The organism is Pseudonocardia sp. P-1, assembly GCF_058111925.1.
In genome coordinates, this window is sequence record NZ_CM176614.1 from 5,167,588 (window position 1) to 5,181,264 (window position 13,677).

The 13,677-nt window shown below is 69.6% G+C and carries 19 protein-coding genes and 7 tRNA genes; 9 read left to right on the forward strand and 17 right to left on the reverse strand.

What is annotated here, in order from left to right; translation table 11 throughout:
* Position 1: 1 nt before the first annotated feature.
* Positions 2 to 77: transfer RNA gene (locus AC0GKK_RS25390), tRNA-Gly, on the reverse strand.
* A 113-nt stretch (positions 78 to 190) separates the two neighbouring features.
* On the opposite strand from AC0GKK_RS25390, the gene AC0GKK_RS25395 reads away from it, so the two are divergent.
* Positions 191 to 937, forward strand: a complete 747-nt coding sequence (locus AC0GKK_RS25395; protein WP_489882715.1) for an SDR family oxidoreductase — start codon at positions 191 to 193, stop codon at positions 935 to 937.
* Between the two features lie 68 nt (positions 938 to 1,005).
* Here the strand turns inward: AC0GKK_RS25395 and AC0GKK_RS25400 are convergent.
* The 6 genes from AC0GKK_RS25400 to AC0GKK_RS25425 all read right to left on the reverse strand — a co-directional run bounded on the left by AC0GKK_RS25400 (position 1,006) and on the right by AC0GKK_RS25425 (position 2,243).
* Positions 1,006 to 1,080: transfer RNA gene (locus AC0GKK_RS25400), tRNA-Val, on the reverse strand.
* Position 1,081: 1 nt separating this feature from the next.
* A tRNA-Cys gene (locus tag AC0GKK_RS25405) sits at positions 1,082 to 1,153 on the reverse strand.
* 30 nt (positions 1,154 to 1,183) lie between these two features.
* Positions 1,184 to 1,256: transfer RNA gene (locus AC0GKK_RS25410), tRNA-Gly, on the reverse strand.
* Positions 1,257 to 1,491: 235 nt separating this feature from the next.
* Positions 1,492 to 1,566 (reverse strand) — tRNA-Val (locus tag AC0GKK_RS25415).
* A gap of 19 nt (positions 1,567 to 1,585) precedes the next feature.
* A tRNA-Gly gene (locus tag AC0GKK_RS25420) sits at positions 1,586 to 1,658 on the reverse strand.
* A gap of 156 nt (positions 1,659 to 1,814) precedes the next feature.
* Entirely contained in the window at positions 1,815 to 2,243 is a 429-nt protein-coding gene (locus tag AC0GKK_RS25425; protein WP_073574127.1) for an SsgA family sporulation/cell division regulator, read from the reverse strand.
* Positions 2,244 to 2,521: 278 nt separating this feature from the next.
* Between AC0GKK_RS25425 and AC0GKK_RS25430 the strand changes: the two genes are divergently transcribed.
* The 5 genes from AC0GKK_RS25430 (at position 2,522) to AC0GKK_RS25450 (ending at position 4,788) form a co-directional block, all read left to right on the forward strand.
* Positions 2,522 to 3,199, forward strand: coding sequence for an RNA polymerase sigma factor (locus tag AC0GKK_RS25430; RefSeq protein WP_251784990.1), 678 nt, complete (start codon positions 2,522 to 2,524; stop codon positions 3,197 to 3,199).
* 20 nt (positions 3,200 to 3,219) lie between these two features.
* Positions 3,220 to 3,660, forward strand: a complete 441-nt coding sequence (locus AC0GKK_RS25435) for a hypothetical protein (RefSeq protein WP_489882716.1) — start codon at positions 3,220 to 3,222, stop codon at positions 3,658 to 3,660.
* Positions 3,657 to 4,100 carry an anti-sigma factor gene (locus tag AC0GKK_RS25440; protein WP_489882717.1) on the forward strand — a complete coding sequence of 148 codons (444 nt, stop codon included), beginning with the start codon at positions 3,657 to 3,659 and terminating at the stop codon, positions 4,098 to 4,100. The genes AC0GKK_RS25435 and AC0GKK_RS25440 overlap by 4 nt, the downstream gene beginning before the upstream one ends.
* A 26-nt stretch (positions 4,101 to 4,126) precedes the next feature.
* A complete protein-coding gene (locus AC0GKK_RS25445; RefSeq protein WP_489882718.1) occupies positions 4,127 to 4,654 on the forward strand; it encodes a TIGR02611 family protein in 528 nt (175 codons plus the stop codon).
* Positions 4,655 to 4,716: 62 nt separating this feature from the next.
* Positions 4,717 to 4,788 (forward strand) — tRNA-Val (locus AC0GKK_RS25450).
* A 327-nt stretch (positions 4,789 to 5,115) separates the two neighbouring features.
* Here the strand turns inward: AC0GKK_RS25450 and AC0GKK_RS25455 are convergent.
* The gene (locus AC0GKK_RS25455; RefSeq protein WP_489882719.1) at positions 5,116 to 5,325 is read right to left on the reverse strand and encodes a hypothetical protein; all 210 of its coding nucleotides are present in this window, start codon (positions 5,323 to 5,325) and stop codon (positions 5,116 to 5,118) included.
* 48 nt (positions 5,326 to 5,373) lie between these two features.
* Between AC0GKK_RS25455 and AC0GKK_RS25460 the strand changes: the two genes are divergently transcribed.
* Complete coding sequence (locus AC0GKK_RS25460; protein WP_489882720.1) at positions 5,374 to 5,784, forward strand: hypothetical protein; 411 nt, start codon at positions 5,374 to 5,376, stop codon at positions 5,782 to 5,784.
* On the opposite strand, the gene AC0GKK_RS25465 is transcribed toward AC0GKK_RS25460, so the two are convergent.
* Entirely contained in the window at positions 5,781 to 6,023 is a 243-nt protein-coding gene (locus AC0GKK_RS25465) for a GntR family transcriptional regulator (protein ID WP_489882721.1), read from the reverse strand. The two genes, AC0GKK_RS25460 and AC0GKK_RS25465, sit on opposite strands and share 4 nt — an antisense overlap.
* Positions 6,024 to 6,106: 83 nt before the next feature.
* Between AC0GKK_RS25465 and AC0GKK_RS25470 the strand changes: the two genes are divergently transcribed.
* Positions 6,107 to 6,574, forward strand: coding sequence for a phage terminase small subunit P27 family (locus AC0GKK_RS25470; RefSeq protein WP_489882722.1), 468 nt, complete (start codon positions 6,107 to 6,109; stop codon positions 6,572 to 6,574).
* Between the two features lie 107 nt (positions 6,575 to 6,681).
* Entirely contained in the window at positions 6,682 to 7,011 is a 330-nt protein-coding gene (locus tag AC0GKK_RS25475) for a hypothetical protein (RefSeq protein WP_489882723.1), read from the forward strand.
* A gap of 86 nt (positions 7,012 to 7,097) precedes the next feature.
* On the opposite strand, the gene AC0GKK_RS25480 is transcribed toward AC0GKK_RS25475, so the two are convergent.
* The 8 genes from AC0GKK_RS25480 to AC0GKK_RS25515 form a co-directional block, all read right to left on the reverse strand.
* Entirely contained in the window at positions 7,098 to 7,934 is an 837-nt protein-coding gene (locus AC0GKK_RS25480) for a phage major capsid protein (protein ID WP_489882724.1), read from the reverse strand.
* A 155-nt stretch (positions 7,935 to 8,089) separates the two neighbouring features.
* Complete coding sequence (locus AC0GKK_RS25485) at positions 8,090 to 8,587, reverse strand: hypothetical protein (protein ID WP_489882725.1); 498 nt, start codon at positions 8,585 to 8,587, stop codon at positions 8,090 to 8,092.
* On the reverse strand, positions 8,584 to 8,880 hold the full coding sequence (locus AC0GKK_RS25490; protein WP_489882726.1) for a hypothetical protein: 297 nt from the start codon (positions 8,878 to 8,880) through the stop codon (positions 8,584 to 8,586). The genes AC0GKK_RS25485 and AC0GKK_RS25490 overlap by 4 nt, the downstream gene beginning before the upstream one ends.
* The gene (locus AC0GKK_RS25495; RefSeq protein ID WP_345644907.1) at positions 8,877 to 9,158 is read right to left on the reverse strand and encodes a hypothetical protein; all 282 of its coding nucleotides are present in this window, start codon (positions 9,156 to 9,158) and stop codon (positions 8,877 to 8,879) included. The genes AC0GKK_RS25490 and AC0GKK_RS25495 overlap by 4 nt, the downstream gene beginning before the upstream one ends.
* Positions 9,158 to 9,493, reverse strand: coding sequence for a hypothetical protein (locus tag AC0GKK_RS25500; protein WP_489882727.1), 336 nt, complete (start codon positions 9,491 to 9,493; stop codon positions 9,158 to 9,160). Before AC0GKK_RS25500 ends, AC0GKK_RS25495 begins: the two co-directional genes overlap by 1 nt.
* A 167-nt stretch (positions 9,494 to 9,660) precedes the next feature.
* The gene (locus tag AC0GKK_RS25505) at positions 9,661 to 11,568 is read right to left on the reverse strand and encodes a bifunctional DNA primase/polymerase (RefSeq protein WP_489882728.1); all 1,908 of its coding nucleotides are present in this window, start codon (positions 11,566 to 11,568) and stop codon (positions 9,661 to 9,663) included.
* Positions 11,569 to 11,912: 344 nt separating this feature from the next.
* Positions 11,913 to 12,116, reverse strand: a complete 204-nt coding sequence (locus AC0GKK_RS25510) for a helix-turn-helix transcriptional regulator (protein WP_489882729.1) — start codon at positions 12,114 to 12,116, stop codon at positions 11,913 to 11,915.
* A gap of 205 nt (positions 12,117 to 12,321) precedes the next feature.
* Positions 12,322 to 13,494, reverse strand: coding sequence for a tyrosine-type recombinase/integrase (locus AC0GKK_RS25515; RefSeq protein WP_489882730.1), 1,173 nt, complete (start codon positions 13,492 to 13,494; stop codon positions 12,322 to 12,324).
* Positions 13,495 to 13,677 lie beyond the last annotated feature (183 nt).

Genomic DNA, 13,677 nt, shown 5'->3' on the forward strand with positions numbered 1-13,677 from the left:
GTGGAGCGGACGACGGGATTCGAACCCGCGACCCTCACCTTGGCAAGGTGATGCGCTACCAGCTGCGCTACGTCCGCAGTCGCACCGTCTCCGGCGCGTGCTGCCCCACGATAACGCACCCGCTCCCGGGAGCTGCGCCGCACCCCGGCGATGATCACTACGTCGCCGGGTCCGCGGGTACACCGCTGTCATGAGCGGACGGTTGGACGGGACGACGGTGATCGTGACGGGCGCGTCGAGCGGTATCGGCGAGGCGACCGCCCGGGCGCTGGCCGCCGAGGGGCCGACGGTGGCGCTGCTGGCCCGGCGCCGGGAGCGCCTCGAGGCGCTGGCGACGGAGCTGCCGAGGGCGTCGGTGCACCCGGTGGACGTCACCGACGACGACGCGCTGCACGCCGCCGTCGCGGCGGTGGTCGAGCAGCACGGCGGGCTGGACGTCCTCGTCAACAACGCCGGCTTCGGGTCCTGGGGCCCGGCGGCCGAGTCCGACGTCGCGGACTGGCGTACGATGATCGACGTCAACCTCACGGGCGTCCTGTCGACGACGCACGCGGCCCTGCCGCACCTGGCGACGGCGGCCGGTGGGCCGCGCGGCGTCGCCGACGTGGTCACGATCAGCTCGGTGGCCGGGCGGCGGGTCCCGTCGCCGGAGAGCAACGTCTACGCGGCCACCAAGCACGGGGTCGGCGCGTTCTGCGAGGCGCTGCGCCAGGAGTACGCCGAGCGCCACGTACGGGTCGGCCTCGTGGAGCCCGGCCTGGTCGCCTCGGAGATGACGACCTCGGGTGCGGAGTACGCACCGGATGCGACCTCGAAGGGCGGGCGCGGGGTGCTGAAGCCCGCCGACATCGCCGACGCCGTCGTCTACATCGTGACCCGCCCGCGGCACGCGGCGGTCAACGAGATGCTCGTGCGCCCGGTGGAACAGGTGCGCTGAACCGCGGCGGGGGAGGCCCGGAAAGCAGAATCCCCGGGGCCGGACTTCCGGCCCCGGGGATCCGGGAATGGTGCGCGATACTGGGATTGAACCAGTGACCCCTACCGTGTCAAGGTAGTGCTCTCCCGCTGAGCTAATCGCGCGAGGCGGCGGCGGGAATCGAACCCGCGTACAGGGCTTTGCAGGCCCTTGCCTAAGCCACTCGGCCACGCCGCCGGAAACCGGCCTGCTGTCGGGGCCCGGCAGAGCGGACGACGGGATTCGAACCCGCGACCCTCACCTTGGCAAGGTGATGCGCTACCAGCTGCGCTACGTCCGCATGCCGCACCGTTCCCGTAGCGTTTCCGCAAGTTCCCGGTGCGTTGGGAGAACAGTAGCGCACCGTCCGTGGCCGCTGTCGAGGGGGTACCCGGTGATCGTCCGTCCAGGTCAGCGGGGCCACGACCGCCGGACGAGCCCGGGGGAGGGCGCCGTGGGGGGTCGGCGGTGCGCGTCGCCGTACCCGGAAATGCGAAATCCCCGGGGCCGATGTGCGGCCCCGGGGATCCGGGAAATGGTGCGCGATACTGGGATTGAACCAGTGACCCCTACCGTGTCAAGGTAGTGCTCTCCCGCTGAGCTAATCGCGCGTGGGAAGAGAAGTCTCCGAGCGGACGACGGGACTCGAACCCGCGACCCTCACCTTGGCAAGGTGATGCGCTACCAGCTGCGCTACGTCCGCACCGTGCACCGCGTCCCGGGCCGTGAGGCCCGTCCGCGGAGCGGTGAGAGAACACTAGCACCCGCCCCGAGGGGGGTCCGACCGCCCCCTCTCTCCACCACCGGATGTCCTCTCACGTGCGGAGACGGGCTCCGCCCGGTGGTGGGGTACGTCGGGTCAGTCCCGGGCGGTGGTGTCGAGCAGGTCGGCGAGGGCGGCGTCGAAGTCGAGCCAGGAGTACTCGGCGGCGGCCGGCACGGCGTCGTAGGTCGCCTGCAGGAACTCCGACAGCGTCGCCGCGGAGGTGGTGAACAGGGCGTGGCCCGACGGGGAGGTGAGCTCGAGCTCGATCCGGGTCGGGTCGTCGCTCATCGGCTGCACCCGGACGTCGCCGGTGCCGGCGGAGTCGACCAGTCCGTCGCCGAGCAGGTCGCGGGCGAAGACCCAGTCGACCGTGGTGTCGTGACCGGTCTTGAACGAGGCCTGCACGGCGTAGGGGTCGCGGCTGCTGTAGGACAGCTCGACCTTCACGGGAACGACAGGCGCGTCCGGAGCGATGAGCTCGAACATGGCCGTCGCCCGGATCGTCTTGGACTCGTCGCGCATCGGTGATCCTCTTTCGTGGGGGCGTTGCGTGGGGCGTCAGTGTGGGAACGAGACAGAAGGCCTCGGGGTGACGGGTTCGATGCGCAAGAACGTGGATCACCGTGGGATGACCCCCGATCGAGTCACAACGGTGTAACTCGCTGCGTGTGGCGACAGGGCTGAACGGGCTCCGCGCCGTCCTGGCGTGTGAGCCGTGTGACCGGGAACGACTACTCTCGTCGGAGTTCGAACCGGAACGGGTACGGACACCGAACACAGCAATCGTGAGGACAACGCTGGTGGCAGGCATCGCCGATCCGCCGGACCGCCCCGAGCACGGGCGGGCCGCCGGGCCTGCCGCGCGCCGTGACCCGTCGCGTCGTGACGACGCGGGGGACACGCGACTCGTGCAACGGATCGTGTCGGGCGACTCGACCGCACTGGGTGAGCTGTACGACCGCTTCGGGCGTCAGGCCTACTCCCTCGCACGACGTATCTGTGCCGACGAGGGGCTGGCCGAGGACGTCGTGCAGGAGGTCTTCCTGGCCTTCTGGCGCGACCCGTCGCGCTTCGACCCGGCCAAGGGCCGCTTCGGTACCTGGCTGCTGACCCTGGTGCACCACAAGTCCGTCGACGCCGTCCGCCGGGAGAGCGCCATCCGGCGCCGCACCGTCCCGGCGTCGGACGACGGCGCGGAGTGGAACGCCCCGCCCGGCCCGGGCGCCGACGAGGGGGCCATCGGCGCACTCGTCGCCGGACAGGTGCGCGACGCGCTCGGTCAGCTGCCCGCGGACCAGCGGAAGGTCCTCGCGCTGGCGTACTACGGCGGCTACACACAACGCGAGGTGGCTGCGATGACCGGGGTGCCGCTGGGCACCGTGAAGTCCCGCATGTTCACCGGGGTGGCCAAGCTCCGGAACCTGCTGGGCCCGGCGCTCGGGGAGGCCGGGGGAGACCTGGCGGGAGGGCTGTCGTGAACGAGGGGAGGCCCTGTCCGATGAACGAACAGACGGTCGGGTGGGCGCTGCACGCCCTCGAGCCCGACGAGGAGATCGAGGTGGTGCAGCACCTCGAGAGCTGTGACGAGTGCCGACGGCTCGCCGCGGACGTCGCCGGGACCACGACCGTCCTCGGTGGCGCGGTGCCGCAGGTCGAGCCGCCGCCGTCGCTGCGTGAGTCGATCATGGAACAGGCCCGGCAGACCCCGCAGCTCGGACGCGAGTCCGACCGCCCGGTGCCGCGGCACGCCCTCCGCGACGAGACGTCGTCCACCGGCGCCGCGCCCGACGGGGGGCGCGCGCCCGCCCGTCGCGGTCCGAGCCGTCCACCGGGCCCGCGACACGCCCGTCGGGAGGTGCCGGACGCGGTCCGGCCCAGAACGGGTGGCTGCGCCGCCCCGGACGGGTACTGGTCGCGGCGGCCGTCGCACTCGCGGTGATCGTCGGCGGGGGAGCGGCGTTCGGGCAGATCCGGTCCCTGCAGGCGGAGCGGGACGCGAGCCTCGCGCAGGCCCAGGAGCTGCGCGACGTGCTCTCCGCCATCGCGCAGCCCGGGACACCGCACGCCTTCCTCTCCGCGGAGCCGGGGGCGCCGATGGTGGCCGCGGTCGTCGTGAAGGACGGACAGCGCCAGGTCATGCCGATGGGGCTGGGCCCCAACGAGACCGCGGACCAGACCTACGTCCTGTGGGGACTCGACGGTGACGGAACTCCGCGCGCGGTCGGCACGTTCGACGTGCGAGCGGGGCAGTCGGGACCGGTGTCCGTAGAATCGCCCGACAGCGGGACCTACGGGACATACGCCGTCTCGCTCGAGCGCGGAAGGGAGGCTCCTCCCGCGCCGACCAAGGTAGTCGCGGCCGGGCAGGTGGAGACCTGAGTACGACGGAGAAGAACGACGTCGGTGTGCCGGCGTCCGGGAGAACCACCTCCGGGCGCCGGTACACCGGTATCCGCAAGAAGTACCGGCGGGCGAAGGTCCGCTACCGCGTGTTCCGGGCCCGCGTGGCCCACAACCCGGTGCTGGACCTGACCTACCGCATCACCATAGGCGTCCTCGGCACCGCGATCGTGATCATCGGGATCATCGCGCTGCCCGCGCCGGGTCCCGGCTGGGCAATTATCTTCCTCGGCCTGGGCGTGCTCGCCGCCGAGTTCGGCTGGGCGCAGCGGCTCCTGCACTGGGTCCGTGTCCGCTACGACGGCTGGGTGGCTTGGATGGGCCGCCAGAACCGCGTGGTGCAGCTGCTGGTGATGACGCTGATCCTCGGCACGGTCGCCGTGTGCGCGTGGCTGTTCGGGATCTTCGAGACGGCCGGCGGCTGGGTGGGGATCCACTGGGAGTGGCTGCGCTCGCCGCTGCTGCCGCTGATCCAGCCGCCGCCCCCGCCGGTGCCCGTTCCGGGATCGGAGCTGGTCACGGGCCCGCGGTGATCCACGGGTGACCCCCGTGAACGGCGGTGGGACGGGCTGTGTAGAGTTGGTTTCACCGCTGAGGGCGATTAGCTCAGGGGGAGAGCGCTTCGTTCACACCGAAGAGGTCACTGGTTCGATCCCAGTATCGCCCACACAAGAATCCGCAGGTCAGCCCCGGTTTAGAGCCGGGGCTTTCTCATGTCGTGCCAGATATGTGCCAGATGGGTCCGCGTGCCATCGGCCCGTGCCAGTGCCATGCCGGTAGTGATCGGTGATCATGCGTCTGCCCTGCGCGGATGCTGGTTCACTCCGACCGGGCCTCGTGCCAGTGCATGCACACATGACCGGTGATCATGGCTCTGAGCTGCGATAATGCGAGAGCGCAGCGGGTGGGGGGTCCGTCGCTCCCGATCTTGAAATGGCGACCCCGGACCAGGCAGGAATCTCGCGCGGCGTAACCGGCGAGATGGGCTGTGTCCTTACGTCGTGTGGTCGTCGCTCTCGGCGAGCCGTCGGGCGGCTGCGGCTGCTTCGGCGAGGCCGCAGGGCCAGCGCGGCGCCAGCGTCGCCGACCGGCATCCGGCGCACCGGCCGTAGTCGTCGGCCTGGTGCTCGGCGAGCAGCGACCGGTACAGCGTCGGATGATCGGCCAGCATCCGCGCCAGCGGGCCGGGGCAGTCGTCGGACATGACCCCACCCTCTCGTCTAGTGCATAGACATGTCCTAGAGTGAGACAGGTGGGCACAGAGGGCACCAGGGCGCGGGACTGCGCCTGGTGCAGCGAGCCGGGCATGTGGCCCGATCGCTGCTTCGAAGGTCCGGGAGCCGACCCGGTGTGCGCAGAGATCATCGAGGGCAAGTGCTCGATTGATGCCGACCACCGACGATGCCAGCCCGAGACCTGCGAGTGGGCGGCGGACTGGCATGAGCCGGTGCGAGAGGCAGGCCAGCGCGCGGCGGCCGATGCCGGTGCCGTGTGGGCTGTGGTGAGCACCCTCGGCGGCGTGCGGGTTGTCGGGACCACCGACCATCTCGGGCGGGCCAAGAGCCTCCTACGGACTCCTGAGGCCAAGCGACACGGGATCACCGGCGCAGCCGCCAAGGGCGTGGTCTACATCGTGCGCGGGTCCGACGGCGGCTTCTTCTAACCCTCGCGCACGAACCAGCCGATACCGGGGCGCGACTCGATCGCGCCGTCATCGCGCAGGTTCTCCAGCGCCCGCCGAGCGGTCATCCGCGCGACGCCGTAGGTCTCGCAGAGCGTCTTCTCCGACGGCAGCTTCGCACCCGACGGGTAGGCGCCCTTGGCTATCGCGTCGCGCAGCCGGTCGGCGATCTGACGCCACGGAGGGTCCTTCGGCCGCTCAAGCGGCCCGGGGTCGATCACGATCACTCCCTAGACAGGTCTGATGCTGGACAACCTACTAGCGAGTGATCCACGAGCCGGTCCGACGCTCGTAGCCTGCACAGATGGCCCGCCCTCGTAAGCCCGAAGCGCTGCGCCGCCTGCACGGTGACAAGCCGGATCGGTTCAACCCCGACGAGCCGACACCGCTGCGCGGCGACGAGCCGTCGATGCCCGACGCGCTGTCCGAGGCCCAGCGTGCGGAGTGGAACCGGACGACCCACCACCTGCGGGCGATGGGAATGCTGCACGCCGCCGACGGGCCACTGATCCTGGCTTACGTCGTGGCCGTGGAGAAGCTCGACCGGCTGCGGATCAAGATGACGACCGAGCCGGAGGTCGTGCGGAACCCCTCCAACGGGATGCCGATGCAGAACCCGGTGTTTGACCAGTGGTTGAAGGCCACGTCGAAGATGGAGCAGTTGTCCAACAAGCTGGGCCTGAACCCCTCGGCCCGCTCCGGCATCCGGGCGACGATCGCGAAGCCCGCAGCCGTCCCGGTCAGCGGTGGAGATCGGTTCTTCGGGGCCTGACTGTCGGAGGGCGGGGCTACGGTCCCGACCATGGCCGTTGCTGCGCTCGTTGTCTCGATCGTCGCTCTCGTCGTGAGCTTGCTGGCCCTCGGCTGGCAGGTCTACTCGTGGCGACGCAGTGGCCCGGACCTGATGTGGGCCTGACCCACATCAGCGTCGTCGACACGCCGCGCACCATCACTCTGATCCGCGAGTTCTCTTTTCGCACGCCCACCGACTGGAAGTTCGTGCTGTTGAAGCCGATGCCGATCTCGGACTTGATCGAGGCACCACTAGAGCCCGGGCATGAGTGCACGCACTACTTCAGCGCCGCGTGGATACGGGAACGGTGCGTTGAGAAGGAAGTCCGGCTCGACGCTCTACGGCCACAGGTTCGCCTGGGCACCGGCAAGGTCGTCGTGGGCAGGAGGAAGGTCCGGCCCGCTCATCCGGAGTAGCCACCGCCCCGGGCCTTCGACCACGGGACCCGGGGCGGTGGGTCGGCGCTCACCGGCCTGAAAGGGGTAGGGCCGGGAGCGCACGTCTACACGTCGGCGAGGGTGACCTTCTGGATGGCCTCGGCGTGGGGGAAGCCCCAGGAAACCCGCATGATCGCTCGGATGGCGAGGCGGTCGCTGGTGAACAGGGCATCGCGGGAGGTCTCCACGGTGGCGTCCTGGCGGACGACGATGACCGCTCGCTCGGCGGGGATGCCCCAGACGATGTTGTCGGCGATGAACTCCGAGACCAGGATCGGCAGACCCTGCACCGTGCGACGTGTCGGGACGGTGGGGTCCTGGCCGAGCAGCGGGGTGTTGAAGTTCGTCCCGGACTTGATCGTCGCCAGCTTCAGCGCGGTGGCGGGAGACGCGGCGAAGGAGGTCAGCTCGGTGCCGACGACCTGGGCCTGGCTGATCGCGGCTGCGGCCCAGTCGACGTTGTCGTAGCCACCGGCTACGGTGCCGACCCCGGTGACCGCGGGGAGTCCGGGAGGTGCCGGAGCAGACAGTGTGGCGCCGAAGAAGCTGCGGTCGATCTTCTTGGCGAGGTCACGGGCCAGGCCGTTGCCGACGGCCTGCGCGGCCTCCGGTGAGGAGTCACCGGCCAGCTCGGAGGTGATCGCGGTGATCCCGGCCAGCTTCGCCGGGACGATGCGCAGTTCGCCCAGCGCCGGGTCGGACAGCGCGATCTCGTCGCCCTCGTTGACCCACGCCGTGGCGGGGTCGGTGTTGACGATCGGGATGCGGTAGGTGCGGCTGGCGGTGTCGACCACCGTGGCGGCCTGCATCGCGACGGACGCACGCTGGGTGGGCTTGATCAGGAGATCGGCGACGTCCTCAGGACGGAGGATGGGTACACCGGTGGTGCCGTTGACGGTCACAGGGGACTCCGGAATGCGCGATGGGAATCGCGCTTCCGGCCGGGCGAACGTCGCTCCGGACGCCGGTGGCCCCGTCCCGGGGCCGTGGCGAACTACAGGACAGGTGACCGGCCCGGACTACCTCTCGGTAGCGGGCCGGTCACGGACTGATCAGCTCACGATCGCAGCAGCTCCGACCACGTCATGGCCGTCCCCGACCCTAGTGTGGGGCGGTGGCTCATGTCCATCGGGCCGTGCTTGCGTCGCCAGTGCGGACGGCCGTCGAGTGCGGAGTCGATCAGCGCGGCCATGGCCCCCTGGTCGAGGGTGCCGTCGTCGTTCCAGACCTCGGCCCGCTGCTGGGGAGTGGTCACGAGCAGCAGGTCACGCGGCTCGACGAGGTGCCGTTCGGCGTGGCGCATGATCTCGGCGTTCTGCATGGTCTCCACGCGACCGTTGAGGGTGTCGCGTTCGGATCGCAGCTCGTCGCGCTCGGCCCGGACCTGTTCATCGCGGGAGGCCTTGTCGCGGTGCGCACGGCGCTCAGAACGGGTCCCACGGCTGCCGGCATCCTGTTCATCGGCCTGCGGGGCCGGGTCCTCCGCGGACTCGGTGGCGGTGTCGGGCGGGTCGTCGATGCTCCACGCCTGCGCGGTGTCCTCGGCGTCGCTCATGGGGTGTTCACCTCCGCTGCGTGGACCGAGGCGGCGGCGGACAGCATCAGCGCACGGCCCAGCGCCTCGGCCTCGGGTGCTGCCATCTGACGGGTCTTGCCCTCGCCGTAGGTCATGGTCACGACAGGGCGCGGCGCAGTCCACGCGCCGGGCTCGACACCGATGGAGGTCTCGAACCGCTCGATGCCTTGCTCGATCAGCACCGTGCCGGATTCGGTGTCGACGGTCGTGACGGGGCCGACCTGCATGCGCTGGACGGCCTTGTTCGCCGGGTCGGGGGTGGTGCTGGTCATGGGTGTCCCTTCTGCTGAAGCTGTACGAGCAGGCCGCCACCGGTGGGGACGGCTTCGATCCGCACGGCGAAGCCCTCGTTGATCAGCGCGGCCAGATCGCTGACGGCTGTGGTGTCGAGGTGATCGGGCTCAACGGCGTAGGTCCAGGTCATGCCATCGGTCCAGCGCCACGGATCGTGCAGCCAGGAGGGCCGGTCCAGGGGATACAGACGCCGCAGGACCGCCGTCGGACCATCGGGGTCGGTCCAGCCCGGCTGGATCGGGTACGCAGCGGTCATCAGCCCTCCCCGTTGACCACATGCTCGGTGAACCATGCAGAGCGGGCCAGCGACGGGTCGTAGCCACGGGCCATCAGCTCCTGCTCGCGCCGGATGTAGTCATCCTCATCGGACGCGGAGACGGTGAACAGGCCGGCGACCTGGTGGAACCGGCCCAGGCGTCCTGGCTCGTTGCGCTCGACGACGTCCATCGTGAAGGTGCCGTCGCCGTGGTCGGTGATCCTCGGCCGAGCGCTGGCCTCGATGCCGAGGGGGTTGCGCTGTGCGCAGGACTCGCAGTCATCGGGCTCCACAGCGAACGCCTCGGGGGAGCCGCATCGGGTGCATCTGGTCATGTTGGTGATCTCCTTCGTCGGGTCGATCGCTTAGGTCGTGACGGCTTGTCGAGGCTTGGGAAAGGGCACTGCGGCCGACCGCTGCCCACTGCTGCCCTGCAGACGTCTGCGACTGCGGCCCGCGGCCCTCCTCTCTGGAGGGCCGCAGTGGCAGAGGTGAGACGGACTCATTCCGGTTCGTTCTCACCGGCAGCAGTCGCGCCGACTCGGTACCCCTTGGCGTTGCGAGCCCCTCGGTGCTCCACGAGACGACCGGAGGCGAGTAGGTCATCTACAGCGGAGCGGATCGCGGACTCTCGGGCCTGAACCCCGGCGCAACGCATCTGAGCGAACAGCGCCCGCTCGGAACCGACGGTGGCGTCGGTCAGGCCGGAGACCACCTCGACGATGTGGTCGTGCAGCGGAACCACCTCGATCCCGTCGACGACTTCCGGCGGTGGCGGGTAGAGGGTTACGTGCAGGTAGTTGACGAACTCGCGGGAATCGTCGACCACCAGCTCACCCATATAGGTCCGGTTGGGACGCGATGTCGGTCGGCCATGAGTGCGGAGGTGCCCCGGTCGATCCTTGTTGATGAACACCCGGGACCGCCCGCGTCGGCCCCGGCCGAAGGGCTCGACGTTCTCCAGCTCGATCAGTGAACCGGTCAGGCCGTTGCCCTTGTGCACGGTCCCTAGAGCCAGCCCGCCCCGGCGCTCGGGGTCCTTCACGACGTGGTCGGCCTGCAAGACTGCGGCTCCGATCGCGGTGAACGGCTTCACGAGCAGTCGTCGGAAGGCTGCCGCCCCGGTCTCGTCGCGGATGTCGCATCCGTGCAGGGCCATCGCTTCGTTGACCCCATCGATCACCACCAACGATGGCGCCAGGGCGCGCAGCGTTGCCAGGTCTGCTCGGGTCACCGGATGCTCGGGTCCCACGAAGATGAACCGCGCCTCGATCACCTCGCGCCGGATCCCCAGGGACAGCAGTCGACCGACGGTGTCGGCGGGATCGGCTTCTTCGCAGTGGATGTAGACCACGGTGCCGCCGGTGGTCATCTCATGCGCGGCGGAGGCCACACAGAGCCAGGACTTGCCGCCTTCCATCTGCGAGATGACGGCATGCTCCCGCCCGGGATACAGCAGGTGCAGCCCGTCGTCCCGGGGCATCCCCACGGATGGCTCAGGGCGTTCTACGGTGCCGTCCAGGTACGGGACCAGATCCTTCGGCGTCCAGCTCGACGCCTCCTCCTCGGAGAGTTCCGGCGCCATGTCGGCGTAGTCGGTGCCCGAGGGGTACCGGTGCCAGACGTCTTCGAGAACGGCCATCGCGTCGGCTTGCTGGTACGGATTGCCAGGAGGCTGCGCGCAGTCGGCCCATCGCTCTGCCAGCAGTCGTTCAGCTTCGGCCCAGGAGAACCGACGGGCCCGCATCGAGCAGCAGAACGCCAGGATGACGGCATGGCGTCTCCCGGCCGGAACCGGCTCCCCGAACCGCCCATGCGGCTGCCACTCTGACGGCGCGGTCTGAACCGTCGGCGATGGGGGGGAACCGACCTCCTTGACCGCCCCGACTCGGCGCAGCTCCTTGAGCAGCCACGGCGGGCACGGCGCCGGGTCGCGGTCGTCCGCGAACTTGTAGGTACCGGTGTTGGTCGCCGAGCCCGGCCCGACCAGGTACGCGCGGGGGCCGGACTTGACATCGACGCCCTCTCCGAGACGCCCGGGACCGCTGGTGACTTCGATGCCGTCGGGGAGGGTGTAGACGTACTGCACGCCTCCGGTCGGTGTGCTGATCGTCCACGTCGGCGACTCGGCCCGACCGATGGTGAGGGCCGCCCAGGTCGCCACTCCGTCGACACCGTGCCCCTCGACGGAGTCGACGTCGATCCCGACCAGCCCGGGGAGGGTGTAGCCCACGTTGGCCTGCGGGGCGTTCTTGAAATCAGCCTCGATCACGCTCACGTCGTTGGTTGCACGGTGTTGCCACTCGTTGTGCGCCGGGAGCTTGCTCAGACGGCGCAGACGGATCGTCTGCCGGCCCCGCTTCGCCAGAGTCACGGCAGCTTCGATCGGAGGTACTTCCTGGTCAGGCACGTTGTCGGGGTCCTCGTGTCGCGGACCGGACCGATACGCTGGCGATGCTCAGGTGGTAGAGCAGGCAGCACGGTTCCGGTCAGGGGGCGTGTTCGTGTTCTGGCGCGGCGGGTGGGGAGCAGCTACCCCGCCCGCCGTCGCTACGTCAGGGACCGGGAGAGCGCGACTGTCGGGATCGCGCGGATGATCACGTCCAGCTCGTCGAGATCGACCTTGAGCAGACGCGGCCCGACGCGGTAGCCGGTCAACCGACCGTCCGAGATGTACCGGCGGATCGTCTGGGGCGAGACGTCTGCGGCCTCGGCGGCAGCGGAGATGCTCGTGAGTCGGCGGGACGTCATCGCTCACCCGCCGACCTGCGCGTCGCGGATGAAGGCCTCCACGGCGTCGGCGGGCACGAACACCCGCCGCCCGATCTTCACTGTCGGTAGCTGGCTGGCCTTGATCATGCGCTCGATAGTCGAGCGGCTGAGGCCGCCCAGAAGGCGCTGGGCGTCCGGCTTGGACACGAGCCGGGTCTCTTCCGTGGCATCGGGTGGCGTCGTCATGCGTCAAGAGTTGCTGTGCGATCTGTGCAGGTCAAACGCACAATCCGCACACTCCTGTGCGCCGTGTAGCAAAACGTGCCAAGACGTACATGATCATGACGTGGACCTGCGGCGGACACGATGGAGTGGAACCGAGGCGCGCCAGCACGACGCGCAACAGTGCACACAGAGCGTGACAGCCTCTGCTGTCGCTCCCGCCCCTGGGCTAGCTGGCACCACTCTCGTCATCGGACCGGCGCAGCGGCGTCACGTTGTCCGAGAGGAGGCGCGACAGGCTGTCGGCGATCACTCGGTCCCGGTCCTTGGACGCGTGCATGTAGCGCATCGCGGCGCCCGGTGTGGAGTGTCCGAGGCGGGCCATGAGTTCGGCGATCGTCGCGCCGGTGGACGCGGCCAGGACCGACCCGGTGTGCCGCAGGTCGTGGAACCGGAGATCCGGCCGTCCGGCTGCCTCGCGCGCCGGGTAGTAGTGCCGGTAGAACGTGGACGGCGCGAGCTGCTCGCCGGGCTTGGTCGTCGGGAACAGCAACCCGTCCCGGCCCATCGCGGCGTGCTCGCGCAGGTGGGAGCGCACCAGCGGCATCAGGTGCGGCGGGACGTTGACCTTGCGGATGCCTGCCTCCGACTTCGGTCCCTTTATCGTGCGGCCTTCCTTGGTCCGCACGACGCCGCGACGAACGTGCACGACGCCGGTCTCGGTGTCCACGTCGGACCGGCGCAGCTCGGCCAGCTCACCGAAGCGCAGCGCGCACCACGACGCGAACAGCACCATCAGGTGGTACTTCGCGGGCATCGCCGCGGTCAGGACTTCCAGCTCGGCTAGCGTCGCCGGTTCGATCTGGACCGCGCGCTTGGACTGCCCGGCGCCGCGCACTCGGCACGGGTTGGCGGTGATCATGTCGTCGGCGATCGCGGTGTTCATGATCGTGCGAAGTAGACCGTAGGTGTGGGCGCACGCCGTGGGGCCGGTCTGCTGGCTCAACTCGGCGTGCCAGGTCCGGACGGATGCCGGTTCGATGCCGGTCACCGGGGTCGTGCCGAACGTCGGGTACAGGTGGTCGCGGAGGAGCTGCGCGTAGTGCTCCCGGGTTCGGTCGGCCAGCTTGCGACCAGCGAGCCATGCGTCCGCGTAGGTCTGGAACGTGACGGGCGCGGCCTTCTCCGTCGGGGGGAGCCACTCGTTACGGACGACCTCGGACTGGCGCAGCGACAGCCAGCTCTCCGCATCGCGCTTGGTCTGGAATGTGAGCGCTCCGCCGTCCGCGCGCTGGGCTCGGTAGGTCTTCCCGTCGGGCCCCGTGTAGCGAGCCTGGTAGCGGCCGGAGGGCAGCTTGCGGATGTTGCCGAAGCCTCGCTTGCCGCCCCGCTGCCCCGCCATGATCGCTCCTCCGTGCCAGATGCGTGCCAGATGGAGCGTACATCTGTGGGGTATTCGACTCATCTAGGGGCGTCACAGTGAGGCGCACACAGCGCACATCACTCCAGCTCATGGGGCATATGCGCTGATCATGGCGGGATTCGTGATCACTGTGAGGTCACTGGTTCGATCCCAGTATCGCCC

What these genes read in the sequence shown, in the direction of transcription:
- AC0GKK_RS25510 (WP_489882729.1), bottom strand. Translation starts at nt 12,116, where the DNA reads ATGACGACGCCACCCGATGCCACGGAAGAGACCCGGCTCGTGTCCAAG.
- AC0GKK_RS25495 (WP_345644907.1), bottom strand. Translation starts at nt 9,158, where the DNA reads ATGACCGCTGCGTACCCGATCCAGCCGGGCTGGACCGACCCCGATGGT.
- AC0GKK_RS25500 (WP_489882727.1), bottom strand. Translation starts at nt 9,493, where the DNA reads ATGACCAGATGCACCCGATGCGGCTCCCCCGAGGCGTTCGCTGTGGAG.
- AC0GKK_RS25490 (WP_489882726.1), bottom strand. Translation starts at nt 8,880, where the DNA reads ATGACCAGCACCACCCCCGACCCGGCGAACAAGGCCGTCCAGCGCATG.
- AC0GKK_RS25485 (WP_489882725.1), bottom strand. Translation starts at nt 8,587, where the DNA reads ATGAGCGACGCCGAGGACACCGCGCAGGCGTGGAGCATCGACGACCCG.
- AC0GKK_RS25515 (WP_489882730.1), bottom strand. Translation starts at nt 13,494, where the DNA reads ATGGCGGGGCAGCGGGGCGGCAAGCGAGGCTTCGGCAACATCCGCAAG.
- AC0GKK_RS25425 (WP_073574127.1), bottom strand. Translation starts at nt 2,243, where the DNA reads ATGCGCGACGAGTCCAAGACGATCCGGGCGACGGCCATGTTCGAGCTC.
- AC0GKK_RS25395 (WP_489882715.1), top strand. Translation starts at nt 191, where the DNA reads ATGAGCGGACGGTTGGACGGGACGACGGTGATCGTGACGGGCGCGTCG.
- AC0GKK_RS25470 (WP_489882722.1), top strand. Translation starts at nt 6,107, where the DNA reads ATGGCCCGCCCTCGTAAGCCCGAAGCGCTGCGCCGCCTGCACGGTGAC.
- AC0GKK_RS25455 (WP_489882719.1), bottom strand. Translation starts at nt 5,325, where the DNA reads ATGTCCGACGACTGCCCCGGCCCGCTGGCGCGGATGCTGGCCGATCAT.
- AC0GKK_RS25435 (WP_489882716.1), top strand. Translation starts at nt 3,220, where the DNA reads ATGAACGAACAGACGGTCGGGTGGGCGCTGCACGCCCTCGAGCCCGAC.